The sequence below is a fragment of the Methylacidimicrobium sp. B4 genome (assembly GCF_017310545.1).
GTDB lineage: Bacteria > Verrucomicrobiota > Verrucomicrobiia > Methylacidiphilales > Methylacidiphilaceae > Methylacidimicrobium.
On sequence record NZ_CP066203.1, the window covers coordinates 1,981,749 to 2,005,480 of the forward strand.

At 65.6% G+C, this 23,732-nt stretch carries 22 protein-coding genes and 1 pseudogene; 10 read left to right on the top strand and 13 right to left on the bottom strand.

Going from position 1 to position 23,732, the window contains the following annotated elements; genetic code table 11:
• Positions 1–18 precede the first annotated feature (18 nt).
• Positions 19–2,514 carry a glycosyltransferase gene (locus tag MacB4_RS09305; protein ID WP_206863561.1) on the top strand — a complete coding sequence of 832 codons (2,496 nt, stop codon included), beginning with the start codon at positions 19–21 and terminating at the stop codon, positions 2,512–2,514.
• Positions 2,515–2,551: 37 nt separating this feature from the next.
• On the opposite strand, the gene ppa is transcribed toward MacB4_RS09305, so the two are convergent.
• Positions 2,552–3,088: an inorganic diphosphatase gene (gene ppa, locus MacB4_RS09310; protein WP_206863562.1), complete on the bottom strand. Its 537-nt coding sequence runs from the start codon at positions 3,086–3,088 to the stop codon at positions 2,552–2,554.
• Between the two features lie 187 nt (positions 3,089–3,275).
• On the opposite strand from ppa, the gene MacB4_RS09315 reads away from it, so the two are divergent.
• The 3 genes and pseudogenes from MacB4_RS09315 to MacB4_RS11395 form a co-directional block, all read left to right on the top strand.
• Complete coding sequence (locus tag MacB4_RS09315; protein ID WP_206863563.1) at positions 3,276–3,605, top strand: nucleotidyltransferase domain-containing protein; 330 nt, start codon at positions 3,276–3,278, stop codon at positions 3,603–3,605.
• Between the two features lie 99 nt (positions 3,606–3,704).
• On the top strand, positions 3,705–4,565 hold the full coding sequence (locus tag MacB4_RS11290; RefSeq protein ID WP_242529217.1) for a nucleotidyltransferase domain-containing protein: 861 nt from the start codon (positions 3,705–3,707) through the stop codon (positions 4,563–4,565).
• Between the two features lie 46 nt (positions 4,566–4,611).
• Positions 4,612–4,842: pseudogene (locus MacB4_RS11395) on the top strand (HEPN domain-containing protein); the annotation flags it as partial.
• A gap of 48 nt (positions 4,843–4,890) precedes the next feature.
• On the opposite strand, the gene MacB4_RS09330 reads toward MacB4_RS11395, so the two are convergent.
• Entirely contained in the window at positions 4,891–5,298 is a 408-nt protein-coding gene (locus MacB4_RS09330) for a type II toxin-antitoxin system VapC family toxin (RefSeq protein WP_206863564.1), read from the bottom strand.
• On the bottom strand, positions 5,295–5,552 hold the full coding sequence (locus tag MacB4_RS09335) for a type II toxin-antitoxin system Phd/YefM family antitoxin (RefSeq protein WP_370569358.1): 258 nt from the start codon (positions 5,550–5,552) through the stop codon (positions 5,295–5,297). The genes MacB4_RS09330 and MacB4_RS09335 overlap by 4 nt, the downstream gene beginning before the upstream one ends.
• Before the next feature lie 191 nt (positions 5,553–5,743).
• Between MacB4_RS09335 and MacB4_RS09340 the strand changes: the two genes are divergently transcribed.
• On the top strand, positions 5,744–7,291 hold the full coding sequence (locus MacB4_RS09340; protein ID WP_206863565.1) for an aldehyde dehydrogenase family protein: 1,548 nt from the start codon (positions 5,744–5,746) through the stop codon (positions 7,289–7,291).
• Here MacB4_RS09340 and MacB4_RS09345 read toward each other — a convergent pair.
• The 4 genes from MacB4_RS09345 to MacB4_RS09360 form a co-directional block, all read right to left on the bottom strand.
• Complete coding sequence (locus MacB4_RS09345) at positions 7,288–7,947, bottom strand: YceI family protein (RefSeq protein ID WP_206863566.1); 660 nt, start codon at positions 7,945–7,947, stop codon at positions 7,288–7,290. The genes MacB4_RS09340 and MacB4_RS09345 overlap by 4 nt on opposite strands.
• Before the next feature lie 54 nt (positions 7,948–8,001).
• On the bottom strand, positions 8,002–8,994 hold the full coding sequence (locus MacB4_RS09350) for a glycosyltransferase family 2 protein (RefSeq protein WP_206863567.1): 993 nt from the start codon (positions 8,992–8,994) through the stop codon (positions 8,002–8,004).
• Positions 8,991–9,920 (bottom strand): glycosyltransferase family A protein, encoded by a 930-nt coding sequence (locus MacB4_RS09355; protein ID WP_206863568.1) that lies wholly within the window; start codon positions 9,918–9,920, stop codon positions 8,991–8,993. The genes MacB4_RS09350 and MacB4_RS09355 overlap by 4 nt, the downstream gene beginning before the upstream one ends.
• 100 nt (positions 9,921–10,020) lie before the next feature.
• Complete coding sequence (locus MacB4_RS09360; protein WP_206863569.1) at positions 10,021–10,536, bottom strand: hypothetical protein; 516 nt, start codon at positions 10,534–10,536, stop codon at positions 10,021–10,023.
• Positions 10,537–10,793: 257 nt separating this feature from the next.
• Between MacB4_RS09360 and MacB4_RS09365 the strand changes: the two genes are divergently transcribed.
• From MacB4_RS09365 to MacB4_RS09380, 4 genes are all read left to right on the top strand, one after another.
• Complete coding sequence (locus MacB4_RS09365) at positions 10,794–11,174, top strand: hypothetical protein (protein ID WP_206863570.1); 381 nt, start codon at positions 10,794–10,796, stop codon at positions 11,172–11,174.
• A gap of 124 nt (positions 11,175–11,298) precedes the next feature.
• Complete coding sequence (locus tag MacB4_RS09370; protein WP_206863571.1) at positions 11,299–14,268, top strand: excisionase family DNA-binding protein; 2,970 nt, start codon at positions 11,299–11,301, stop codon at positions 14,266–14,268.
• A 92-nt stretch (positions 14,269–14,360) separates the two neighbouring features.
• Entirely contained in the window at positions 14,361–15,215 is an 855-nt protein-coding gene (locus MacB4_RS09375; protein WP_242529218.1) for an N-acetylmuramoyl-L-alanine amidase, read from the top strand.
• Positions 15,216–15,234: 19 nt separating this feature from the next.
• Positions 15,235–15,549: a hypothetical protein gene (locus tag MacB4_RS09380; RefSeq protein WP_206863572.1), complete on the top strand. Its 315-nt coding sequence runs from the start codon at positions 15,235–15,237 to the stop codon at positions 15,547–15,549.
• Positions 15,550–15,657: 108 nt separating this feature from the next.
• Here MacB4_RS09380 and MacB4_RS09385 read toward each other — a convergent pair whose 3' ends face one another.
• The 5 genes from MacB4_RS09385 to MacB4_RS09405 all read right to left on the bottom strand — a co-directional run bounded on the left by MacB4_RS09385 (position 15,658) and on the right by MacB4_RS09405 (position 20,508).
• Positions 15,658–16,377 carry an ABC-type transport auxiliary lipoprotein family protein gene (locus MacB4_RS09385; protein ID WP_206863573.1) on the bottom strand — a complete coding sequence of 240 codons (720 nt, stop codon included), beginning with the start codon at positions 16,375–16,377 and terminating at the stop codon, positions 15,658–15,660.
• Positions 16,374–17,186, bottom strand: a complete 813-nt coding sequence (locus tag MacB4_RS09390) for an MlaD family protein (RefSeq protein ID WP_206863574.1) — start codon at positions 17,184–17,186, stop codon at positions 16,374–16,376. Before MacB4_RS09390 ends, MacB4_RS09385 begins: the two co-directional genes overlap by 4 nt.
• Positions 17,183–17,965: an ABC transporter ATP-binding protein gene (locus MacB4_RS09395; protein ID WP_206863575.1), complete on the bottom strand. Its 783-nt coding sequence runs from the start codon at positions 17,963–17,965 to the stop codon at positions 17,183–17,185. The genes MacB4_RS09390 and MacB4_RS09395 overlap by 4 nt, the downstream gene beginning before the upstream one ends.
• Positions 17,962–19,110 carry an ABC transporter permease gene (locus MacB4_RS09400; protein WP_206863576.1) on the bottom strand — a complete coding sequence of 383 codons (1,149 nt, stop codon included), beginning with the start codon at positions 19,108–19,110 and terminating at the stop codon, positions 17,962–17,964. Before MacB4_RS09400 ends, MacB4_RS09395 begins: the two co-directional genes overlap by 4 nt.
• A 138-nt stretch (positions 19,111–19,248) precedes the next feature.
• Positions 19,249–20,508, bottom strand: coding sequence for an RNA-guided endonuclease TnpB family protein (locus MacB4_RS09405; RefSeq protein ID WP_206863577.1), 1,260 nt, complete (start codon positions 20,506–20,508; stop codon positions 19,249–19,251).
• Positions 20,509–20,713: 205 nt separating this feature from the next.
• Here MacB4_RS09405 and mscL point away from each other — a divergent pair, with 205 nt between their 5' ends.
• Positions 20,714–21,124 (top strand): large conductance mechanosensitive channel protein MscL, encoded by a 411-nt coding sequence (gene mscL / locus MacB4_RS09410; protein ID WP_206863578.1) that lies wholly within the window; start codon positions 20,714–20,716, stop codon positions 21,122–21,124.
• 10 nt (positions 21,125–21,134) lie between these two features.
• Here the strand turns inward: mscL and glgP are convergent, their stop codons facing one another.
• Positions 21,135–23,660 carry an alpha-glucan family phosphorylase gene (gene glgP, locus MacB4_RS09415; RefSeq protein WP_206863579.1) on the bottom strand — a complete coding sequence of 842 codons (2,526 nt, stop codon included), beginning with the start codon at positions 23,658–23,660 and terminating at the stop codon, positions 21,135–21,137.
• Positions 23,661–23,732: the final 72 nt, after the last annotated feature.

Consider the following 23,732-nt stretch of genomic DNA (forward strand, 5'->3'; position numbering starts at 1 on the left):
AAGGAGCCGTTCGGGCGGATGGAAAAGGTTAGCGCCGCGAACCAGATTCCGGCAATAACTCCTTCCAGCATGGAGCTCGTCTCGATCGCCATCCTCTCCCCGGCCAACGGGGAGGAAGCCGGAAGGCTGATCGAGGAAGCCCGGAGCCAGAGCTGGGGGAAGAAGGAGATCCTGGTCGTTGATGCTCCGGAGGGGCTCCTCCCACGGGCTCGGGGGGAGTGGATCCAGTGGCTGCGGGAGGGAGAGCGGCTCTCTCCCACCAAGATTGAGGAGCAGCTTGCCCAGGCGGGGAAGCTCCCCCGAGGGGATCTGCTCGCCTCCCCCTATCGGCTGGGGGGGGGAGAGGGCGCTCTGGCTCTTGATCCCCGGAGGGAGCCGCTGAGCTACGTGGCGCGCTTGGGGAGGGCCTTCCCCTTTGTCGGGCCTCTTCTCTGGTCACGGGCAGCGCTCCGCGCCTTCCTCCGTCAGAAGCAGGCGCCTCCTTCGAGGATGAGGATTGGGCTGGGCGAGCGCCCGGGTTGTGACTGCCCGGGAGTCGAAAGGGAGCCGACACGGGCCGAATGGAGCCGGGTCTTGGCGTGGGCGCTCGCTCTTGCTGCGGCCGCGCAGGAGGAGGGAGCGGGGAGGAGACTTTCTCCGGAAGGGGAGCGTCTGCTTTCTCTGCTGGAGGAGGTCGATGCATCCCTGGTGCCAAAGCCAAGGAACCTCCTGGCGCAGGCCAGGCACCAGGCAAACGCGACGAGGGAAGGGTTGCGCCAGATGGAGGCCGGCTTTCGACGGGGAAGGAGGCAGCTCCTCCACCGGATCGGCCTCCGAAAGCGGCCGGGCACGGCGGGCCGAGCCGGGCCGGAGGCGGAGGCCTACGCCGCCTGGCTTGCCGCCTATCAAGCGCTGGACGAGGCGGATCGGGAGGAGATTCGAAAGGAGATCGGCCGATTCCCGAGGAAGCCGCTGCTCTCGGTCCTCCTGCCGGTCTTCAATACCCCGGAGAGGTGGCTCCAGCGGGCGATCGACTCGATCCGGGAGCAGCTCTACCCCCACTGGGAGCTTTGTCTCGCCGATGACGGGTCGACTCTCCCCCATATCCGTCCCTTGCTCGAGCGAAACCGGGAAGGGGATCCGCGGATCCGGGTGGTCTTTCGGGAAGAGTCCGGAGGGATCGCTGCCGCCTCGAATAGCGCGCTTGCCCTCGCGCGGGGAGAATGGATCGTGCTGGTCGATCACGATGATGAGCTGCCCGAGGAGGCGTTTTTCCTGGTCGCCCGCGAGATCCTGCGTGATCCCGAGATTCGGCTCCTCTATTCGGACGAGGACAAGATCGATGAGGCGGGCCGCCCCTTCCACCCCTGCTTCAAGCCCGATTTTTCCTACGACCTTCTGCTTTCGGAAAACTGCATCAACCATCTCGGTGTCTACCAGGCAGAGCTTTTCCATTCCCTGGGAGGCTTTCGGAGCGGCTTCGACGGGAGCCAGGACTACGACTTGGCGCTTCGTTTCGTGGAAAAGCTCGAGGCCCGGCAGATCCGCCACATTCCCCGGGTGCTCTACCACTGGCGGGCGATCGAGACATCAGGAGCGGCTCGGGAGGAGGCGAAGCCCTACGCCTATGAGGCAGCCCGAAAGGCGATCCGGGACCATCTCGAACGGCTAGGAGAGTCCGCGGAGGTGCTCTCGACCCGCATTCCCTGGGGGCATCGGGTGCGGAGGAGGGTTCCGGGAGATCTTTCCGTCAGCCTTCTTCTTGGGTCGGGAAGCGATGAGGAGGGGCTGTGGAAGGCGATCGGGGCGCTTCGGGGCGAGGCCGAGCCGTCGAAATCCGAGCTGCTGGTGATCGGGAGGTCGAAGCACGGACTGCCTCTGCCTAAAGGCGTCCGCGTTCTCGACCCGCCGGAGCTGACCGGTCCCGCTCTCTGGAGCTGGGCCGCGCGGCAGGCGAGGGGAGAGGTCCTGGTCTTCCTCGCGGCTCCGGTCGAGCCTGCGGAGGGCGGCTGGCTTGCGGAGCTGGCCAGTCATGCGGTGAGGCCGGAGGTGGGAGCCGTCGGGGCGCGGATCCTGGCTCCCGATGGAAGGGTGGAGGAAGCGGGAGTCGTAATTGGGCTGGAGGGGAGTGCGGGAGCCGCGTTCCGGGGAGGGAATGGGGAGTCGATCGGCTATTTCGGGCAATCGGTGCTGATCCGGAACCCGTCGGCGGTGAGCGCGGCCTGCCTGGCGACGCGCAGGGCGCTCTTCGCGGAGTGCGGAGGCTTCGATCCGGGCTATCGCCAGGGTCTTTGGGACATCGACTACTGCCTGCGGCTCCGGCAGAAGGGCTACCGGGTCGTCTTTACGCCCTATGCGGAGCTCGTGCGGAGGGAGGAGCCCCCGGAAGTCCTTGCGGAGGACCGGGAGCGCTTCCGGGAGAGGTGGAGGGAGTGGATCGAGCGCGATCCGGCCTACAATCCCAACCTGAGCTTGGAGAGCGGGGGCTACGGCCTGGCCTGGCCGCCGCGGATCCGGCGGCCCTGGAGGCAGTGAGCGGTGGGGAAGGGCTGCGGGGCGGAGGCAGGCATCCTCAGCTCTTGGTCTTGGCGGCCCGCTCGATTCCGGAGCGGATCAGGTCGGCCGCCTCGGTGGGCTCGGCCCAGCGCAGGAGCTTCACCCACTTGTCCTCTTCGAGATCCTTGTAGTGCTGGAAGAAGTGGGCGACCGTCTTGAGGAAGATCTCCGGCAGGTCCCGATAGCTTGCGACGCGCGCATAGAAGGGATGGAGCTTGTCGATGGGAACGGCGATGATCTTCTCGTCGATCCCATGCTCGTCCTCCATGAGCAGGGCACCGATCGGGCGGGCGGGAATGACGACACCCGGGGAGACCGCGGCATGGGAGACGACCATGCAGTCGAGCGGATCCCCATCCTCCGAAAGCGTGTGGGGGATGAAGCCGTAGTTGGCCGGGTAGAACATGGCCGTGTGGAGGAAGCGATCGACGAACATCGCACCAGATTTCTTGTCGATCTCATATTTGACCGGCGTGCCTCCTTGCGGGATCTCGATGATGGCGTTGATCTCGTGGGGAGGATTGGCACCGATCGGGATGCGGGAGATATCCATGGGGACCTTATGCTGTTATCCTTTTCTGGAGAGGGCGAACTCCATTGGGTTCGGCCTTGGTTGGCGGGCTATTGTTCATAGATCGGCCGCGATGTCGAGCGCGGCGACACCATCCGCTCCCTTCGCGTACACCCCCGGATTGCCTTTTCTGTCCAGAGCGAGGACAATCTCTTCCCAGGCAAGGACGATGCTCCAGCGCAGCGAAGCCGTTCCTCGGTTGACCGTTGGCGACCTCCCTTCCCCGCTTCGGGAAGGGCTCCACCGGCTGGCGGCGCGGTTCCGGCTCCGGGGCATTCGCCTGGTCGTTTTCGGCTCCTTTGCCCGGGGAGAGGCGCGTCCCTGGTCCGATCTCGATCTTGGGTTCTTGTGGGAGGGAGCGAGGCGGCCGGAAGAGGAAGCGGAGCTCTTCCGCGCGGTTGCAGAGCTTCCGACGATCCGCCGGATCGATCTGGTGGATCTGGGAGCGGCGGGCGAAACCTTGCAGAGGGAAGCCGCAAGGGAAGGGATTCCGCTCTGAGGGCTCCCGAGGAAAGCGGGCGGGAAGAGAAGCGGCTCGCGGAGCTGGAGAAGGCGCTTGCCCGTTGGAAGGAAGCGCTATCGGCTCCTCCCAAGCGAAATGGCTCGGGATTCGGCGATTCTTCGCTTCGCGCTCGCCTACGAGCTGGGGTGGAAGGCGGTGGCCGCAATGGCCCGACGGGCGGGGTTGGAGGCGCCCGGCCCGCGGGCGGCGTTCGAGGCCGCGTTCTCGCTCGGCTGGACATTTGACGAGGAGCTCTGGGAGCGGATCCTGCGGGCGAGGAGCTCTATCGGCAGCTCCCGGAGCTCTGGGAGGGATTCGCGGAGCTTTGCGCCTTCCTCGGTGCGCACGACATGGTGCGGCGTTGCGTTGGTCTGCGGAAAGGCGGCAGAATGGCAAGGTCGTATGGGCAAGCAAGAACCTCTGGCTGCTGGCCTCGGGCCGGGACGGCGGGAAGAAGCGGACGCGGAGCTCAACGCCTCCCTGCGCAACCTCGCCGGCCGCTATGGAGAAGTCGTGCGCCAGCGGCTGGGGGAGGCGCTCGTTTCGGTGGTCCTCTTTGGTTCCGTCGCCCGCGGAGAGGCGAACCGCAATTCGGACATCGACCTTTTGCTGGTCATCGAGGGGCTTCCGCAGGGCCGGTTCGCCCGGATGGCTCAGCTCGAGGGGATTGCGGAGGAGCTCGAAGAAGAGCGGGAAGGGTTTTGGCGGCGGGGAGCCTACACCGATTTTAGCGTGCTCGCGTTGACTCCGGCGGAGGCACGCAAGACGCGGCCGATCTACCTGGATATGGTCGAGGATGGGATCCTGCTCTGGGACCGGGAAGGATTCTTTGCGGGAGTTCTTGACCAGCTGCGTGAGCGGCTGAAGGCGCTCGGCTCCCAGCGGCTACGGAAGGGGCGGACGCGCTATTGGGTGCTCGCGCCGACGATCCGGCCGGGGGAAACGGTGGAACTGTGAGCGGGAGGAAATCGCCAGGAGCCACATTGGGCTGGCGGCGGAAATCCTGAGAGAAGCCCGCTCTCTCGGCGGGAGGAGGCTCTGGCATCTGGCCGTGCGCCGCGCGCAGGAGGCGGTCGAGCTGGCGCTCAAGGGAGCCCTACGGCTTGCGGGTGTGGAAGTGCCTCATGTCCACGATGTGGGAATCTTCTTGAAGGAAGCGGATGGTCGATTCCCCGAGAGTTTTGCCCAGGAGATCGAGCGGCTTGCTTCGATCTCCCGGCGGCTTCGGGCCGAGCGGGAGTCGTCCGGCTGTCCCTTCCCGCTCGGGCAGGCCAACGGCTGGCTAGCGGCTGCTCTCACGGTCCGCCCAGAGCACTGCCGCTTCGTAACGCGCGAAGATCGGATCCGCGCTCAAGAGCGTGAGCTTTTCCCGAAGGGCCTGGGCAACGAGCATCCGGTCGAAAGGATCCCTGTGGTGCGGGGGCAGGCTGCCAGCGAGCAGCGCGTGCTCATGCTCAATGGAGAGGGGACGAAGCTTCTCTCGGCCCATCCGTTCCGCGAGATAGGCCGAGGGCGGCGAGGGGAGCCGGAGCTTTCCGATCGCGATCTTGATCGAGATTTCCCAAGCGCTTGCGGCGGAGAGGTAGAGCGCGTGGGCCGGATCGAGGAGAAGATCCCTCACCTGCGGATTCAAGCGTTCCGGCTCGGCTTCCATCCAGAGCCAGCATTGGGTGTCCAGGAGGATCTTCATGGCTCGAAGGCCCGAAGGACCTCCTCGGGGAGAGGGGCGTCGAAATCGGGGGCGATCCAAATCCTGCCCTTGTCGAGCCCGAGGCGGCGCGGGGCGTGATCGATGTCCAAGGGGACGATCTTGGCGATCGGAACTTTGCCCCGCAGGACGAGAACCTCTTCGCCCCCCGCTACTTTTCGCAATAGCCGAGAGAGGTGGGTCTTTGCTTCATGGACGGTCACGGTCTGCATGGGACTGATATGACTAAGTGCCATGACTTAGTCAATGATCTATTCTCCGTTACGCTCAAAGGAATGGTGTGTTCGAGAACGCTCTCTCCCGCCCAAGTACGGAAACGGGTGCGCTCCGCCTGGGGCGAGCAGCATTGCCCGCGCAGAGCGCGTTTGCCAGGATCGTCGTGCTCGCGCTAGAATAGTAACTCAACGAATCAACCAAGGAGAACGCAATGGCAATGGGGACGGAAGACAAGGCGCAGGCGGCAAAGACAAACCTGGTTCCAGTCGATCCGCGCGTTGCGGCATTCCTCTCCGGACCCAAGCGGCTCCTGATTGGAGGGAAGTGGGTCGAGGCGGCATCGGGGAAGACCTTCGCCACGGTCAACCCGGCGACCGAGGAGAGGCTCGCCGAGGTCGCCGAGGCGGATGCGGAGGATGTGAACCGGGCCGTGCGGGCCGCGCGGGCCGCCTTCGAGAGGGGGCCGTGGGCGAGGATGGCGCCCGCGGAACGGGCGAAGCTGCTCTGGAAGCTTGCGGACCGGATGGAGGAGCATCTGGAGGAGCTGGCGCAGCTCGAGTCGCTCGACAACGGGAAGCCCTTGACGGTCGCGCGGGTCGCCGATCTGCCGCTGGCGATCGATCTCTTCCGGTATATGGCGGGATGGGCGACCAAGATCGAGGGGAATACGATTCCTTTGGGGCTGGCCGAGCCCGGGAGCTACCTGGCCTACACGGTCCGGGAGCCGGTGGGGGTCGTGGGGCAGATCATCCCCTGGAACTTCCCGCTGCTGATGGCGGCCTGGAAGCTGGGTCCGGCGCTCGCCTGCGGCTGCACGATCGTGCTCAAGCCGGCGGAGCAGACGCCTCTTTCGGCCTTGCGATTGGGCGAGCTGATCGAGGAAGTGGGCTTTCCCGAGGGGGTCGTCAACATCCTGACCGGGTTCGGGGAGACGGCGGGAGCGGCCTTGGCCGCCCACCCCGATGTCGACAAGGTCGCCTTCACGGGGTCGACCGAGGTGGGGAAATCCATTGTCGGAGCGGCTGCGGGGAATCTCAAGAAGCTGAGCCTCGAGCTGGGGGGGAAGTCACCCAACATCATCTTTGCCGACGCCAACCTCGAGGAAGCGGTGGCTGGGGCCGCGATGGCGATCTTCTTCAATCATGGGCAGTGCTGCTGCGCGGGGAGCCGGCTCTACGTGGAGGCGCCGGTGGCGGACGAGGTGGCCGAGCGGATCGCCCAGGAGGCCCAGAAGATCCGGGTCGGTCCCGGGATGGCGCTCGACACCGAGATGGGGCCGCTCGTCTCCCAGGAGCAGTACGACCGGGTCTGGGGGTACATCCGGAGCGGGACCGAGGAGGGAGCCAAGGCCAAGGCGGCGGACTTGGGCTTCGGAGGGAGGGGCTACTTCGTGCCTCCGACGCTCTTCACCGACGTTCGGCCGGAGATGAAGATCGTGCGGGAGGAGATCTTCGGGCCGGTCGTCTGTGCGAGCTCCTTTGCGACGGAGGAAGAGATCCCGGCAGTGGCCAACGCGACGATCTACGGGTTGGCGGCGGGCATCTGGACCCGGGATGTCGGCAAGGCCCACCGGCTGGCGAGCCGGCTGCGGGCGGGGACGGTCTGGATCAACTGCTACAATGTCTTCGATGCCGCCCTTCCGTTCGGAGGGTACAAGCAGTCGGGCTGGGGCCGGGAGATGGGCCACGCGGTGCTGGAAAGCTACACCGAGCTCAAGTCGGTCTGCGTGCGGATGAGCCCGAGCGAGCGGAGCGCTTAGGGCGCCGCCGGGGCTCTTTCGCGGGCGAGGACCGTGAAGTGGATCTCGACCTGATCCTTGATTCGCACGGTGCCCGCGGCGAACCGGATCGGCTCGATGCCAAAGTCGCTCTGGCGCACCTTGGCGGTTCCGGCGGCGCGGATCGCCCCGGGGGCAGGGGTGATGCGGACGGGGAAGCAGATCCGCCTGACGGTGCCGTGCAGGGCGAGGTCGCCGCTCAGGAGGATTTGGGGCGCCGTCGGGGCCGGGGAGGCCCCGGTCGAGGTGAAATGGATCTCGGGGTAGCGGTCGACGTCGAGCACCCGTTTGCCCCGCATGGTCGACTGAACCTCCTTCCGCTCCTGGAGTGGATCCTCGGGATCGACGACGGTCAAGGAGCTGGCCGGCAAGCTCACATCGGCCTCGAGGGAGGGGACCGAGGAGGGGACGTAGTCGATCGTGCCGGTGAGCTTCCAGGAGACGATCTCGTGGTCATGGCCAAAAACGCCGAGCAGCCCACCGCGGATGACGAGCACCTCGACCTTGCTCCGGGCGGGGTCGACTTGGTAGACGGTGGCGGAGAGAGGGGAGAGGGGAAGCAGGAGGAGCCCGAGGAAAAGCGGGGAGAGTCGCCAAGGGAAGCGCATGCGGGGAGCCGGACGGGTAGTGGAGAGCATGCGGCTTTCCCGCAGGCTTGGAAAGCGCCTTTTCCCGCCTGAGCCTCTTTTCGCTCAGGGGAGGGAGCCATTGCCCGCCGCGTTCTGGCGAAAGGAGCGGAAGAAGCCTTCCGCACGGGACATCCAGGGCTTGCTCAGCCGCTTGATCCGGGCGGCCTGGGAGTAGGAGAGGCCGAGCCGGAGCATCCGCCGGTCCCGCGCGGGGAGGACCGGCCAGATCCACTCACCGTAGCGGGAGAGCTGCCGGTCCGCCTCGGAGGGATCGAGCTGCTTGTAGGCTCCCAGGCGCTGGAAGAAGCCGATGCCGGCCGCCTCGGCGAGCTTGGAGGTCATGCGCCCTTCGCGCACGAGCCAGGCGAGCATCGCCTCGGTCTCCCGGTTGTGGGCGGGCAGAAGCTCGCGCATCTTGGATGAGGTCCAGGAGAAGCGTCTGCCCATCCGGTAGACCGCACCCGGGGAGGGGGTGAACCCAAAGCGGAGCCCCTTTTGGAGGGCGCGCGCGTAGAGCTCGTAGTCGTCCACGAGGTGGCCCGGGGTCCAGCCGCCGATCTGGAGGAGCGCCTCGCGCCGCCAGAGCTGGGCGCCGACCTGGGGGAACCAGAAGGCGAGCCAGAGGTAGAAGGGATCGGGGGGGTCGGGAAAGTGGGCAATCCACGGGGCGCCGGGGCCGTCCTCTCCCCACTGCTCGATCAAGGAAGGGGAGAGGAGGACATCGGCCGAGGGCTCCCCCGCTTCGCGGAGCTGGGTTTCGATCTTGGGGGGGAGAAGGTAGTCGTCGCTATCGAGCCACTGGATCCACTCCCCCCGGGCGACCGCGAGGATCGCGTTGCGGGCGTTCGAGGGGCCCGAGTTGCCCGGGAGCGCAAGAACGATGACGCGTTCGCCGAACCCCTCGAGGATCTCCCGGGTCCGGTCGGTCGAGCCGTCGTCGGCGACGATCACTTCCTTGTTGGGCCAGCTCTGCGCGAGGGCACTCTCGACCGCCTGCGCGATCCACTCTTCCCGGTTGTAGGCGGGGATCCCGATCGTGACGAGGGGAGCGGTCATGCGGGGGGGAGACGGCGGAGGGCCGCCGAGAAGCGTTCGGCCTGGGAGAAGCCGAGTCCACCCAGGAGGAGGCGGTAGAGCGGGCTGGGGGGGGTCCGCATCCAGCCGCGAGCGGAAGCCTCGGCGAAGAAGCGTTCGGCTTCCTCGGCTTGGCCGCTGCGGGCGAGCCAGCGGGCGACCAGGAAAAAGGCGTCGCCGGCGGAGTGGTGGAGAGCTGCGGTCCAACCCTCCTTCTCGTCGAGCCATCGAGCCATTTCGGTAAGGACGCCCCCCTTTTGATGAGCAAAGCTCCGGGTCCGTTCTGCGGAGAAGGGCCCGCGCCGGATCCGCCAGACGGCTCCCGGGGAGGGAGTCAGCCGGAAGCGGAGGCCGTGGCGCAGGGCCCGGCCGACGAGCTCGTAGTCATCAAAGAGCGGTGCCCGGTCGCTCCAGCCGCCGAGCTCTTGAAGGGCATCCCGGCGCCAGAGATAGCCGCCGGTCTGCGGCAGCTCCCCGGCAAACCAGCCGCCAAGGAGAGCCGCTTCCGGGCAGCGGGCCTGGGTGCGCAAGGTTTCTCCACCCTCGTCGAAGAGGCAGGGAGCGTAGAGGACATCTGCGTCGGTACCTCCGCTCGCCTCCCCAAGCTGGGTGGCGATCTTCTGCGGAAGAAGGACGTCGTCCTGGTCGAGCCACTGGATCCACTCTCCCCGGGCGGCCTCGAGGAGCGCGTTGCGGGCGGCGGCTCGCCCCCGGTTGGGCTGGGCCAGGAGGCGGATCCGGGGAAGGAAGGGCGCGAGGCGCTCTCGGGTCGGGTCGGTCGAGCCGTCGTCTACGACGAGCACTTCCTTCTCAGGCCAGGATTGGGCGAGCGCGCTCTCGACCGCTGCGGCAACCGTGCCGGCGCCGTCGTGCGCGGGGATGCCAATCGAGACGAACGGGGAGGCCACCAACGACGAGCCTGCCGATCGGGAGGGCGATCGTCAAGATCCAGGGGAAGGGAAAAGGGCGGACCTGGGTCCGCCCTTCCGGAGGAGGGCACAACCAGGTTCAGGGTCGCCCGGTCCAGCGCCGATCCAGGTCTTCCGCGATCCACGGAGGGATCGCGAAGAGGAGGGCGATCACCGGAGCCGCCCCCGCGGTCTTCAAGGCCAGCAGCGGGGTGAGCGCCGGGTGGCCGGGGGTCATCAGCACGACCGCGAGCTGCCCGATCCAGGCGAGCCCGACGAAGGCGGGCAGGAGGAGGTAGGGCCAGCGTACCGTGCGCCGGGCGAGCAGGACATAGGCGAGGCTCGCCTCCGCCAGCACGCCCAGGAGAGCCAGGCTGCGGGGATAGCCTTCGGTGATCCACTGCCTCACGAAGGTCCCGTCGGCGCCGGGCCAGCGGAAGAGGTCGTAGAAGAAGGCGGCGACCGCCGGAAGCGAGACGAGCAGCAGGGTCAAGGCGGCCAGCCAAGTCCACTGGGCGACCCGGGCGGCCAAGCCTCCGGGAACCGAAGTGTTGGGGCGCGTACTGAGTCGGGCTGCTTCCTGCGTCGCTTTGTTCGTGTCGTATGCGGCAATCATGGGCACTCCTTTATAAGGGTATCGCGAAATCCGCGAACCGTGATGACTACATTATGCTATCTTATGTACCGCGCAAGAAAAAAATACTATACGCTTAGCTTATGGTATGAGCAATGCGATCGAGCTTTCTCGCGCTCCAGAAGGGAGAGTGCCTTTCGGGGGACAAATCCCGCCGATGAGAAGGCGGGATCGAAAAAGAAAAAAGGCAAGAAAAACCGGTTGACACTCGGCGGCGATCGGCGCAACAAGGATTTGCTGTGAGAAAAGCGGGAATCCTGCTCGCCATCCTGGCGGCGTGCCATCTTGCGGGGGGCCACTGGCTCCTTTGGCAAGGTGCCGCCTGGGCCGGGATGCTCGTGCGCTATGCACAGAGCTATGGAGTCGAAGCGGGACTCACGATGACCTTCGACGGGAAGCATCCCTGCCACATCTGCAAGAATGTGGTCAAAGGAAAGAGCAAGGAGGATCAGAGCTCGCGGACCGAGCGGTCCCAGGATGACTCCGGGCTCTTTTTCCTTGCGGAGGATTCCGTCCTGGCCCCCCTGCTTCTCTCTCCGGAAACGCCGTTGCTCGACCAGCCCCGCCTGACGAGCCGAACGGATCCTCCCCATTCTCCCCCTCCCCGACCTCTCGCGTAACCATCGTGCCGGTCACGGCAAGGTGCGCCGGAACGGATCCAGGCTCGCTAGCCCTTACCAGTAGGCGAGCGTAGCCGCGGGTTCCGGCGCCAGGAAACGCGGATGTCAACGTGTGGGAGGAAGGGTGCAAAAGAAGTTGCTGCGGCCCGATGAGGCTGCGCGGATGCTGAGTGTGAGCCGCTGGACGATCTACCGCTGGGTGGGCGAAGGGCGGCTCGGAGGAACGCGGGTGGGCCCCGGATCGCTGCGGGTCTTCGCGGAGTCGGTCGAGGGGCTGATTTATCGCAACCGGATCGGGGGAGGCGGAGGAGCTTCGGGAGCCGCAATTGCTGCCGGGGCTCCGCGGAACGGAAAGGGGCTGCCCGAGCGCGGGCTCGAGTGGAGTGAGGAACCTTCGTCCGAAACCGAGGCTGCGGCTCGGGCGGAAGCTACCGGTGACGAAGCCCCGGAGGGGAAGCCAGCCGGGAGCCAGAACGGGCTCTGCTCTGGCAGGGGGAGAGGCCCCTGCCTGGCGCTGGCGGCGGGCCTGCTGCTCCTGCTCCATCCGCTCTGGGCCGCGACCCTTCCTTCCGATCCGCTCGACCCGTCGGCGGATGTCTCGGATTCCACGGGAAGCCCCGGGACGGGGGCGGCGGCGCCACTGGCGCAGCCCAAGCCCGAGTCGACCTTGTCGACCGTGACGGTGAAGGGGGCGTACGACACCCCTCAGATGCTGCCGACCGCCTCTCCGACCGACTCGGTCTACGGGCTCCCGATGGATGTCATGGATATCCCGCGGCAGGTGACCCCGATCAACAAGACGCTCATGGAGGTCGCGGGGGTCAATGCGCAGGGGGGGTACATGAACCCGATCAGCTTTGCGATGATCAACCCGACCGCCTTCGGGGGTGTCGATGCCTGGATCTCTCCGGCACCCTACATCCGCGGAGACGCGGCCCTCCCGTTCATCAACGGGATGTCGATGAGCGTCTACAATGTGGAGATGGTCAACTCGGGGCTCCCCTGGAACTGGAACATGATCGAGTCGATGGACATGGTCGAGGGCCCCGGGAACGCGGTCTTCGGGGCGGGCCAGGAGTCCTCGGGCTATGTCAACTATACGACCAAGCAGCCCTACTTCGACAAGTTCCGGGGCAACGCCTGGGCTTCGATGGGGATGTATCAGCAGTACATGTGGGGAGGGGATATGGGCGGGCCGGTCGACAAGGAGCACAAGCTCGCCTACCGGGTGAGCTACATGGGGATCGAGAGCGGGAGCTGGTACCAGACGGTCCACAACGACCAGCAGAACCTCTACATGGCCCTGGGCTGGAAGCCGGTCGACAACTACTCGGCCGATCTCTATGTCGATGCCGACTTTGCCTCCTTCTCCCCGATCGGCTACGCGGGCTTCAACCGGCCGACCAACGCGCTCTTCCAGAGCGGGGGCACGCTCGACTACATCGGCGCCCTTTCACCCTCCCAGTGGGGGAGCGTGCCCTACTTCCAGAACTACTGGGCCGCCAACCCGGGGGCCGGGGTCGCACCCTCTCCCTTGGGGTTTGGGAGCTACGGGGTCGGCTTGGGTCCGGTCAACCGGCGGCAGCTCCTGATGAGCCCCTACGCGCAGCAGACGGGATACCAGGGAATGACCCAGCTGATCCAGAAGGTCCACGTCGATGAGGGGTTCGACCTGGTGAACAACACGCTCGTCTGGTACACCCGCCACGATGCGGTTCAGCCCTCCTACTTCTACGACGAGGCGGTGATGGGCGACTACGAGGTCGACAACCGGACCGAGTGTCGGCTCGCCTTCGACACTCCGATCGGCGGAGGAGAGTCGGGCAAAGAAGGGGAGAAGGAGGGTTTCGGGATCTCCCACAACATCGACACCGGCCTCGAATGGGTCTACCAGCGGAACCAGGACTACGTCTCGACCGCGCTGATCAATGCGCCCAACATGTTCAGCATGAGCCAGAATCCATTGCTCTGGGATGTCCGCAACACCCCCTATTTCCAGGCGGCGATCCTGAACCCGAACGCGCCCGGGGGCGGAGAGTGGCCGATTCCAGGAAGCCCCGCCGGCTACTATTTCGAGCCGCTCAACGGGACGACGGGAACGACCGACTCTCAGTATTGGTCGATCGCTCCGTTCTGGCAGCACGACATCAAGTTCGGCGAGAAGCTGAGCCTCCAGTATGGGCTTCGGGCGACGACCTACTTCATCAACGCCCAGACCCCTCCCGGCACCCCCTCGATGCTCTACACCCAGTTGCAGACGTCGATGATCGACCCGCTCTTCTCGATCGGGCCGGTCTACAAGCCCTTCCCCTGGCTGAGCCTCTACGGCAACTTCAACTACGAGTATGTGACCGCGACAGCCGACATGGGCGGCTTCGTTCCCACGCAGACCTCGCAGCAGATGCACCTGCTCAACGAGCTCGGGGAGGTGGGGGCCAAGCTGAGCCTGCTCCACGACAAGCTCTACATGTCCTTCGCCTTCTTTCACCAGAACCTCTACATGGACCAGATCGGGTTCCAGCCCAACCCGGGCCTGCTCCAGGGGTTTGAGTACAACATGACCTACCAGCCCAACCGCCACTGGTGGTTCCGGGCGGGCTACGCCTACATGCACGGCACCTGGAACTTTTCGTCCCTTCCCTACGGTCCGGCCCAGACCCAGAGCTATTCGACCGGCTATGCCTACCGGAACAACCTGCCGCTCGACGACAATGGAACCGGAGTCGCGCCGAACAACGTGGCGGGGATCCCCGGGGTCTACAACTGGATCGGGCTGCCCAACCAGACCGCCAACGCGATGGTCACCTACCGGACCGACTTCGGCCTGAGCCTGACCGCCTCAGCCCTGGTGATGAGCAGCTATCCGCTCTTCTACAACTACTCGGCGGTGGTGCCGACCCAGTATGTGACCAACCTGAGCGCGACCTACCAGAGGAACAACTGGAGCCTGACCGTCTACCTCTGGAATACCCTCAACTCGGTCTACTGGCTGCCCTACGCCAGCGGGCTCGCTTCCGACGTTGCGTCCAACTCGGACTATGTCGCCGCAGGCTGGCCATTCTGGGTGCAGGGACAGCTCAGCTACCAGTTTTAACCTTCTCGAGGAGGTCTGTCGCCGAATGCGGGGAAAAAGGCTTTACTTCCGCCTGGGCTTCGTTCCCTTATTTGGGGGCATCGCGGGCCTTTGTGAAAGTGATCTCGTTGCGGTGGCTCCTGGCGGGGCTGGCGGCCTTAGCCGGGGGTTTGGTTCCCTTCGTGGGTTCGGCGGCGCCGATCCGCCCGTTTTCGACGGTGCTCATCGACCCCGGCCATGGAGGGACGGATAACGGGGGAACGAGCCGGCCGCTTCCGGGCGGAAGGCTTCTGGAAAAGGATCTCGCGCTCGATACGGCCCGGAGGGTGGCCAGGCTTTTGAAGGCGGACGGCTTCCGGGTCGTGATGACGCGGACCGACGACCGGTTCGTCGATCTCGACGAGCGGGTGAGGGTCGCCAACCGGCTCGGGCCGGGGACGGTGGTGGTCAGCATCCACTACAACGCCGTTGGGGATCGGAGCGTGCGGGGAGCGGAGACCTACTTCTGGCATGCCGACAGCCACGGACTCGCCACGCGCATCGAGCACTACCTGGCGGGTGTCGTCGGCTCGTCGGGTCGCGGGGTGGTCCGCCGGAGGCTGCGGCTGACCCGTAATCCGGCGATCCCCGCGGTTCTCGCCGAATGCGCCTACCTGACCAATGCGCGCGAGGCGGGGCTGGTCGCGCAGCCGCAGGTGCGGGAGCGGATCGCCCGGGCGATTGCGGAGGGGATCGTGGAGGAGTCGCGCTTGGGAGACCAAGGGATCGCGGCTGTTCCGGAGATCTGGGCGCCGCTCTCCCGAGGCTCGGAAGCCCGCACGGTTTCGAAGCACTCGCGCAAGAAGCGGCATGGCAAGCATCGGACGAAGGCGGTCAGCGCAGTCGGAGGGGCCTGGCCTCCTCCCTCCCAGGAGTTTCCTCCGGAGGGATTCGCTTGGCGGGGCGCGGCGTTTGACCCGATCGCTTGATCCGACGGAGGACGGCGGAATGAACGAGGATGAGCTTCTCCTGGGGCCTCTGTGCCTCGTTGCCTTTGCCCTGGCGGGTGCGACGCATGGCACTCTCTTTGTCATCGGAAAGCTCGCGCACTCTCGCGGCATTCTCGGGGCGGGATGGGCCTTCTTTGCCCTTCAGGGGCTGATGGGCATGGCATTGCTGGGCTCGCGTTCTCTCGGGCCGGGTGGGAAGATCTTCGTGGCGGGGAGCTTGCTGGGCTTCGCCCTTCTCCCCTCCCTGGCTTGGGCGTGGGCCCGGCGCGCAGAGGCAGAGCGGGGAGCGAAAGCACGATCGGCCGCTCCGTGAATCCCGCTGGCCGGAAGAGGATCGCCCGGGGCCGAAGGAAACCGTCTCCCTCTGGGCGGGGGGACGGAGTGGGTCGTGTCCCAGGACAAGGGCTCTGAGCAGCGCGGGTTACCCTTCGGCCGGGACCGTTTGCGCGGGGGTAGGAGGCGGAGGCGGCTTGGGGACAGGGGCCGCTTCCACCTTCTCTAAGGCCTTGCGCGCCGCCTCGTCGGCGGCCCGGATCTGCTTGGCGAGGGAAGGACCCGCCTCCGCGAGGATTTGGTGGATGCCCGCGTTCCATCCCGCCATGAGGGAGGAGGTGCTCCGCTCCCGGAGCGGGACACGGCGGGCGATGGTCTCTTCCCAGAGAGGGATGCCCCCGGGGGATTGAACCAGAAGGAAGCGGAGTGCAATCACCGCCGCTGGCGGGCGTCCGGGACGAAAGTCCCCGTAGAGCTGGCGGACGGAAATTTCCGCGAAGGAATGGGTCATGACCGCGCTCCCGCCGGCAACGACCGCTTGGAAGAGACCGGAGCTTTGAAGAATGTCGCTGACTGCGCTTCGGATCAGCAGCTCAGGAGAGGCGAGGAAATGGGCATAAGGGTCGCGTTCATAGCGGTAGTCCGAGGCCCGGTAGACGAAATCCTCACCGGCAAACGCGGCGACCACGCGGACGGAGCGGACCACGAGGGTGAGGTGGGAGCCTCCCTCCTTCGCCGAAGAGCCGGTGGACGGAGCGAAGCTGAAGCTTTCCGAAGGGAGGCGGGCCGGCCGGCTCATGCAGCCGAAAAAGGGAAGGCAGAGGGAGAGGAAGAAGAGCCGGCGGGTGGCGAGGATACGCGGATTCATCGATCCGGTCCTTGGAGGCTCGAGGGCCGGGGAGGGGGCTGGCCAAAGAGGAAGCCAGCCGGATAGCGCCGGAGATCCTGGATCATCTCGTTGAGGTTGTTCGACGTATCCCGAAGTTGCAAGAGCGTGCGGTCGGTCGCCTCGAAGAGCTGCGGGAGGTTGCCCGAGGCCAAGGTCGTGGTCGTCTCATCGAGCAGGATCTTGATCTGGCCGTTGGTGTGGCGGAGCTCCCCAAGCAGGCCGTTGGCGCTCGCGCCCAGGCTGGGGAAGTCGATCGCAGCGAGCTTTTCCAGCACGGTTTCGACCTGCTGCACGATATCCTTGAACTGGCCGGGAGCCGAGGGGATGTAGTAGTGCTTCGGCTCCCACGGGACAGAACGGGGGGGATGGCGCTTGGGATCGACATATTCGAGGGCGACGACGCTCGTCCCCGTGATTCCCTGGCCTTGGATGCGTGCCCGCAATCCATGGTCGATCTCGGCTCGCAGCTGCCGCTCCTGCTCTGCCCAGGTGGCTTTCCCGAGCACGCCCGGGTTGACCTCCCCTACGACAACGACATAGTGAGAGGGATACTGCGGATAGACGATCCAGCTAAAGGAGATCTGGCTGACCTTGCCGATCGGCACCCCGTCCAGCAGGACGGGAGAGCCGACGGATAGGCCCGTCGCACCGCCGGTGACGTAGGTCTCGAAATAGAAGTGCTCCTGGAACGCATCCCGCAGCCCGAAGGCCAGCAGCCCCCCGACGAGGAGTCCCGCGGCGGCGAGCACGAAGAGTCCGATCTTGAAATCTCTGATCTTGCGGCTCATGGGGTCGCAGCGCCCTCTGGAGATTCTCCCTCCCGGCGGAAGAAGTGCTGGACTAGCGGAATCGTCGAGGTGTCCCGCAAGGCTCTCGGATCGCCCTCGGCAATGATCCTCTTGCTGCGGCCATCCAGGAGGATGACGCGGTCGGCGATCCCGAAGATGCTCGCCAATTCATGGGTGACCATTACAAAGGTGATCGAAAAGTCTTTGGCAAGCCTTTTGATCAGATTGTCCAGGTCGGCGGAGCTCACCGGATCGAGGCCGGCCGAGGGCTCGTCGAGGAAGACGATGACCGGATCGAGCGCCATCGCCCGGGCGATGGCCGCCCGCTTGCGCATCCCGCCGCTTAGCTCCGAAGGCATCTTTTCGATGGCGCTCGAGAGGCCGACCTGGGCGAGCTTGGCTTCCGCGACCGCATTGCGCACCGCGAGGGGAAGCTCGGTGAAGACATCGAGGGGGACCCGGACGTTTTCGCGCACGGTCATGGAGCCAAAAAGGGCACCATTCTGATACATGACCCCGAACCGGAGCAGGAGCTCGGTTCGTTCCTCGCCTTCGAGGGTGACCAGGTTCTTCCCCTCGATCCGCACCTCTCCCGCGCGTGGGGGGTAGAGACCGATCATGTGCTTGAGCAGCGTGCTCTTGCCCGAGCCCGAGCCACCGAGGATGGCGAAGATCTCCCCCCGGTTCACGGAAAAGGAGATCCCTTGAAGGATGACCGTTTCTCCATAGCCCGCGCGGAGGTTGCGGACCTCGATGACCGGACCGGAAGCGACCGTCATAGGTCGAGGAGGTAGAGGAGGACGGAGAAGAGGGCATCGGCGACGATGATGAGGAGGATTCCTGTCACGACCGCTCCCGTGGCCGAGGCTCCGACGGCCGCCGGCCCTTCTCGGGTCCGCAGGCCGAGGAAGCAGCCGCTGGCGGCGATGAGCAGGCCGAAGACCGCCCCTTTGATGACCCCGATCAGGATGTCCTCGATCCGGACGGCCGAATCCATCTGGTGGTAGACGGCTTCCAGCGGATAGCCCAAGGCGACCATGACCAGGACTCCACCGAGGACGCCGATGAACATCGAGTAGATCGTCAACAGGGGGGTGACGACGATGCCCGCGAGCACGCGCTGGATGACGAGGAAGCGGACGGGATCGATCCCCATGGTCTTCAGGGCGTCGAGCTCCTCGTTGACCTTCATCGTGCCGAGCTCGGCGGCAAAGGCCGAGCCGGAGCGGCCGGCCAGCAGGATCGCCGTCATGATCGGACCCATCTCCCGAGTCATGAGGAGGCCGATCATGTTCGCGATGAAAATCTGGGCGCCGAAGGTGGCGAGCGGTCGGGCCGATTCGAAGGCGATGACCAGGCCGATCAGGAAGCTGATCAGGGAGACGATGGGAAGGGCGTCGACCCCCGCCGATTCGAAGACGCGAAGAAACTCCCGGGGCCGGAAGATGCGCGGACGGAACGCGGCGCCCAAGCCGCGCGTCAGCCGCCCGACGAAGGCCACCGCGTCGGTCGCGAGGGTCACCTCCTCGATCGCGGTATGCCCGATCGTACCAATCAGGCCCGCGTCCCCTTCTTCCGGCCTGCCTTCCTTGGGCTCGGATGCTGCTGGGGGATTCCAGGTGCTCTCCCATTCCGGAGGGAGCCCTTCGATCCGCACCTCCGCCTTGAGCCGAGCCTCGGCTTGGCGACGAAGGATCTGGAGAAAAGCGATCCCGGCGCTATCCCACCGGGTGACTGCCGCAGCTTCAATATGGAGCAAGCGAAACGGGAGCCGCCCCAAGCGCCGCTGGAGGGGTTTCCAGAAGCGGGAGACGGTCTCGGTATCGAGCGGGCCCGAAAGCCGCAACCGGAGGTTGTCCGGGCCCTCTGGGACGATCTCGAAGCGAAAGGTCCTTGCCGGCTCCGACAACGTTTTCTCCGCCATCAGGTTGACCTTACATCACGGGCCAGGGGCGCAAAAGAGGAGAAAACGGGGGGCCGAACTTCCTTGGGGCGAGGGGGTAGGGGAGAGCGCATCGCGGAGGAAGAATAAGACGAAAGAGCTTTTGACATCCTCCCCGGCCTAAATTCCGGAGATTCCTACGGCGCTCAATCCGGGCTTGAACCGGAATGAGCCGCTTCGGCGGGTTCCTGCTGCTGGCGACTCGATGCCGCTCACTTCACAGGCGATCCGGGCGTGCCCCGCCCTTAGAACATGGATCGCGCCGACCAAATCGGCGTTTTCCTCAAAACCGCACTCCCCACACATGAACCGGGCTTGCGTCCGACGGTTGTCCGCCGACCCATGGCCGCAACACGGACAGGTCCGGCTCGTGTTCTGCGGCGGCACGACAAGGAGCCAGCCGCCTCTCCACTCCATCTTGTACTCCAGCTGCCGCCGGAACTCGAACCAGCCTTGGTCGAGGATGGACTTGTTGAGTCCAGACTTGGCCCGAACATTCCTTCCCGGCGCATCCGCCGTGCCCGAAGCCGACTGGGACATGTTCCGCACCTGCAAGTCCTCGATGCACACCATCGCGTGGTTTTTGCTGATCGTGGTCGTGACTTTGTGCAGGGAGTCGCGGCGGGCATTGCCGATGCGGGAATGAATCTTCTGGATTCGGGCCTTGGCCTTCTTCCAGTTGTTGCTGCACTTGATCTTGCGGCTCATGGCCTGCTGCGCCTTGCACAGGGCGGTTTCATGCCGCTTGAAGCTGTTGAGCGGCGCATAGAACGTGCCATCCGAAAGCGTGGCGAACCGCGCCACGCCCATGTCGATGCCGACCGCGCCGCCCTTCGGGATGGGTTGCTCGACTTCGCGCTCGGTCTGGATGCTCACGTACCACTTGCCGCAGGACTGGCTGACGGTGACGTTCTTCACCGTCCCAAGCGCCTCCCGGCTGAGGCGGACCCGCAGCCAGCCCAGCTTGGGCAGGAACAGGCGGCTATTCGCCTGGTCGAGCTTGATCTGTTTCGGGTCGGGGTAACGGAAGCGATCCGACTGGCCCTTCTTCTTGAAGCGCGGGAAGTCGGCCCGCTGGGCAAAAAAGTTACTGTAGGCCCGCTCCAAATCCTTGAGCGCCTGTGGCAAGGGATGAACGGGCGCATCGGCCAGCCAAGGCGCGACACGCCCGGAAGGCATGGGATCGCCGTTACGCCATTTCGTAAGTTCCTTGCACAGCCCGGCGTAACCGAGCCTCTTCTCTCCGGCATCGTAACGTGCCATCTGCAAGCTCAACGCCTCGTTGAACACAACCCGACACGAGCCAGCGAAGCGGCGCATTTGCCGCTCTTGCTGGCCGTCTGGCCGCAGTTGGTACTTAAAGGCTTGCAGCCGCCGCATTGCGCTCAATCATACGGGCGTATCATGATCGATGCAAACGTTCCTTGGTCTCCGTGGAATGTCCAGTGACGAGTCCATCCAGCAACAGACACCCAGCCAAAGCTAAGGAGGACCGCGCTATCCTTCCCCGCCCGGAAGGGCGGGGCTTGTCGCGCACCCGGTCAAGGGGATAGTGTTCGCCTACCAGGAGTCATAAGGAGGGAGAATGGCCGGAAGGCTGCTCGAGGAGTTCAGGCAGTTTGCGCTCAAGGGAAACGCGATCGACATGGCGGTCGGCGTGGTGGTAGGGACCGCATTCAACAAGATTGTCGATTCGATGGTAAACGATCTCTTCCTGCCGCCTCTGGGGATTGCCGTCGGCGGGGTCGATTTCAAGGATCTCCTCTGGGTGCTCAAGCCGGCGGTCACCGCGGGGGGAAAGGTCGTGAGCCCCGAGGTGGCGATCCGCTACGGGCAGTTCGTGAACGCGGTGATCCAGTTCCTGATCATCGCCTGGAGCGTCTTCCTGGCGGTCAAGGTGATGACGAAGCTCGGCACGCTTACGCTCCGCCAAGGCCCAAAGCCGCCCGCGGGAGAGGCGCAGGCTCCCGCGGGCGCCGAGCCTCCGGCGGGCTGAGAGTGGCCTTTTACGCGTACCAGTGGATCTGGTTCGCCTCGAGCGGGACGAAGAGGTCTGGATGGAAGGGCCGGACGCGCGGCGTGTAGTCGCCCGCCGGTCTTCCGGCGGGAACGGTGGCCCGAAAGAGAAAGGCGTTGATGGCTCCCGCGAGCGGCTCCGCCCGCTCCATCGGAAGGCAGAAGGGTTTCCCCCCCTCTCCGGTGGCCGGGTCGGCAAAGAGCTCCACCTGGACCCATTGGGGCGAGATCTCGTCGAGGTAGACGGGCAGCGTGAAGTGGTGCCCGGTCTCCCCCGTCTCGACCGAAAGGGGACCGAAGCGAACCTCCTTCCAATGGAGGGCGATCTCGCGGAGCCGCTCCTCGATCTCTTGTGCTCGAGCGCCGTTCTTGGCGGAACGCTTGAGATAGGCGACGTTGAGCGGGTGGTAGTACTCCCCGGTGTACTGGCGGACCATCCGGTTGGTGGAGAAGTAGCCGGTGAGCTCGGCGACGCTCTCGCGCATCTTGCCAATCCAGCGGGTGGGGATGCCTCGGGAGTCGCGCTCGTAGAAGGCGGGAGCGACCTCCTGCTCCAATAGGCGATAGAGCTGCTCCGCCTCGGCCGCGTCCCAGGCGGGATCCTCCCCATGCTCCCGGCCGTCGCCGAGCGCCCATCCCAGCTCCGGGCGGTAGGCCTCGACCCACCAGCCGTCGAGCTCGGAAAGGTTGAGGCCGCCGTTGGCCAGGAGCTTCATGCCGCTGGTCCCGCTCGCCTCCCAGGGTCTTCTCGGATTGTTGATCCAGAGGTCGACGCCAGAGACGAGCTCCTTGGCCATGCGCATGTCGTAGTCATCGAGGAAGACGATGCGGCCGCTCACCTCCGGCTGCTCGGCGAAGGCATTCCAGCGGCGGATCAGCTCCTTGCCGAAGCCGTCGGCGGGATGCGCCTTGCCGGCGATCGCCAGCTGCATCGGTGCGGAGGGGTTCGAGAGAATCCGGAGCAGCCGGCCCGGATCGTGGAGAAGGAGGTCGGGACGCTTATAGGTGGCAAATCGCCGGGCGAAGCCCAACGTCAGCGTGTTCGGTTCGAAGACGCAGGAGCAGCTGCTCATCTCCTCGGCCTCTTTCCCTAAAAGGGAGCAGTGGCATTTTCGCCGTCTCCGGATCGAGAGGATGAGATTCATCCGGCTCCTCATCCGGAACTCCCAGAGATCGAGATCGCTCGCCTGCCGGTAGCGCTCTTCCAGGACCTCGGTGGTCTGCCGCCAGCGGTTGGGTCCGCAGATCTTGCCCCACAACTCGTCGGATTCGGCGGAATGCCAGGTTGGAACGTGGATGCCGTTGGTGACATGGCCGACCGGCACCTCTTCCTGCGGCCACCGGGGGAAGAGGGGTTGAAAGATCCTGCGGCTGACCTCCCCGTGGAGGCGGCTCACGCCATTGACGGCGGCCGATCCCCGGATCGCGAGGTAGGCCATGTTGAACGGCTCGTCCGCCCCGTCCCCAAGCCGCCCCAGCCGGAGGATCTCCTCGACCGAGATCCCGCACTCCCCGGCGAAACAGGCGAGGTAATGACGGACCAGGCCGGGAAAGAAGGAGTCGAAGCCCGCCGGTACCGGCGTATGGGTCGTGAAGAGGTTTCCCGCCCGGGTCGCCCGAAGGGAGACCGCGAAGGACTGGCCGGTCTGCTGGGCGAAGGTGCGGGCCCGTTCGAGGACGGCGAAGGCCGCGTGGCCCTCGTTGAGGTGGCAGAGATGGCAGTCGTTTCCGAGCTGCTGCAGGACGCGCCATCCCCCGATCCCGAGCGTGATCTCCTGGAGCAGGCGCATCTCCGGCCCCCCGCCGTAGAGCGATCCCGTGATCGTCCGGTCGGCGGGAGCGTTGACGGGGTCGTTGCTGTCGAGCAGGTAGAGGGGCACCCGCCCCACGGTCGCCTGCCAGACGCGCAGAACGAGCTCGCGCCCGGGCAGTGCCACCGACACGCGAAGCCACTCCCCGCTGGGGTCCCGGACCGGGACGACCGGGAGAAGCGTCGGGTCGTTGTAGGGGAAGTACTCCATCTGATGGCCGTCCGCCGCAATGCCCTGGCGGAAGTATCCTTGCTGGTAGAGGAGGCCGATGCCGATCATCGGGATCCCCAGGTCGCTCGCCGCCTTGAGGCAGTCGCCGGCGAGGATGCCTAACCCGCCGGAGTAGATGGGCAGCGCTTCGCCGAGGCCGAACTCCATGCTGAAGTAGGCGACGCGCCCCAGGCCATGGAGGCTATGGGTCGCGTCGAACCAGGTCGGGCACTCCAGGTAGGCCTTTCGCTTCGCAAGCTGCTTCTGGAGCTCCTCGAGAAAGACGGGGTTTCCGCGGAGCTGCTCCAATCGGGTCTCCGAGACGCTCTCCAGGAGGAACCAGGGGTTGGTGGTCTCTCCCCAGAGCTTGGCATCCATCATCTGCCAGATCTTCTCGGATCCGGCGTGCGAGAGCCAGAGCAGGTCGGCGGCAAGGTCCTCCAATCCGGCGAGCTCAGACGGCAGCTGGCGAGCGAAGTAGTGGGTGAGGGCCATAATGGTCCCGTTTTACCGCCTGGGTGCGGGAGAGGCGACAGAAATGGAGTGCGTTTCTTTTGCTCCTCCTTT

Bases quoted from the DNA above. Each gene is read 5' to 3' on its own strand.
- MacB4_RS09390 (WP_206863574.1), bottom strand. From the start codon at position 17,186: ATGAGCCGCAAGATCAGAGATTTCAAGATCGGACTCTTCGTGCTCGCC.
- MacB4_RS09400 (WP_206863576.1), bottom strand. From the start codon at position 19,110: ATGGCGGAGAAAACGTTGTCGGAGCCGGCAAGGACCTTTCGCTTCGAG.
- MacB4_RS09330 (WP_206863564.1), bottom strand. From the start codon at position 5,298: ATGAAGATCCTCCTGGACACCCAATGCTGGCTCTGGATGGAAGCCGAG.
- MacB4_RS09395 (WP_206863575.1), bottom strand. From the start codon at position 17,965: ATGACGGTCGCTTCCGGTCCGGTCATCGAGGTCCGCAACCTCCGCGCG.
- glgP (WP_206863579.1), bottom strand. From the start codon at position 23,660: ATGGCCCTCACCCACTACTTCGCTCGCCAGCTGCCGTCTGAGCTCGCC.
- MacB4_RS09350 (WP_206863567.1), bottom strand. From the start codon at position 8,994: ATGACCGCTCCCCTCGTCACGATCGGGATCCCCGCCTACAACCGGGAA.
- MacB4_RS09405 (WP_206863577.1), bottom strand. From the start codon at position 20,508: ATGCGGCGGCTGCAAGCCTTTAAGTACCAACTGCGGCCAGACGGCCAG.
- MacB4_RS09360 (WP_206863569.1), bottom strand. From the start codon at position 10,536: ATGATTGCCGCATACGACACGAACAAAGCGACGCAGGAAGCAGCCCGA.
- MacB4_RS09340 (WP_206863565.1), top strand. From the start codon at position 5,744: ATGGCAATGGGGACGGAAGACAAGGCGCAGGCGGCAAAGACAAACCTG.
- MacB4_RS09345 (WP_206863566.1), bottom strand. From the start codon at position 7,947: ATGCTCTCCACTACCCGTCCGGCTCCCCGCATGCGCTTCCCTTGGCGA.
- MacB4_RS11290 (WP_242529217.1), top strand. From the start codon at position 3,705: ATGGCTCGGGATTCGGCGATTCTTCGCTTCGCGCTCGCCTACGAGCTG.
- MacB4_RS09385 (WP_206863573.1), bottom strand. From the start codon at position 16,377: ATGAATCCGCGTATCCTCGCCACCCGCCGGCTCTTCTTCCTCTCCCTC.
- mscL (WP_206863578.1), top strand. From the start codon at position 20,714: ATGGCCGGAAGGCTGCTCGAGGAGTTCAGGCAGTTTGCGCTCAAGGGA.
- MacB4_RS09335 (WP_370569358.1), bottom strand. From the start codon at position 5,552: ATGGCACTTAGTCATATCAGTCCCATGCAGACCGTGACCGTCCATGAA.
- MacB4_RS09380 (WP_206863572.1), top strand. From the start codon at position 15,235: ATGAACGAGGATGAGCTTCTCCTGGGGCCTCTGTGCCTCGTTGCCTTT.
- MacB4_RS09315 (WP_206863563.1), top strand. From the start codon at position 3,276: ATGCTCCAGCGCAGCGAAGCCGTTCCTCGGTTGACCGTTGGCGACCTC.
- ppa (WP_206863562.1), bottom strand. From the start codon at position 3,088: ATGGATATCTCCCGCATCCCGATCGGTGCCAATCCTCCCCACGAGATC.
- MacB4_RS09305 (WP_206863561.1), top strand. From the start codon at position 19: ATGGAAAAGGTTAGCGCCGCGAACCAGATTCCGGCAATAACTCCTTCC.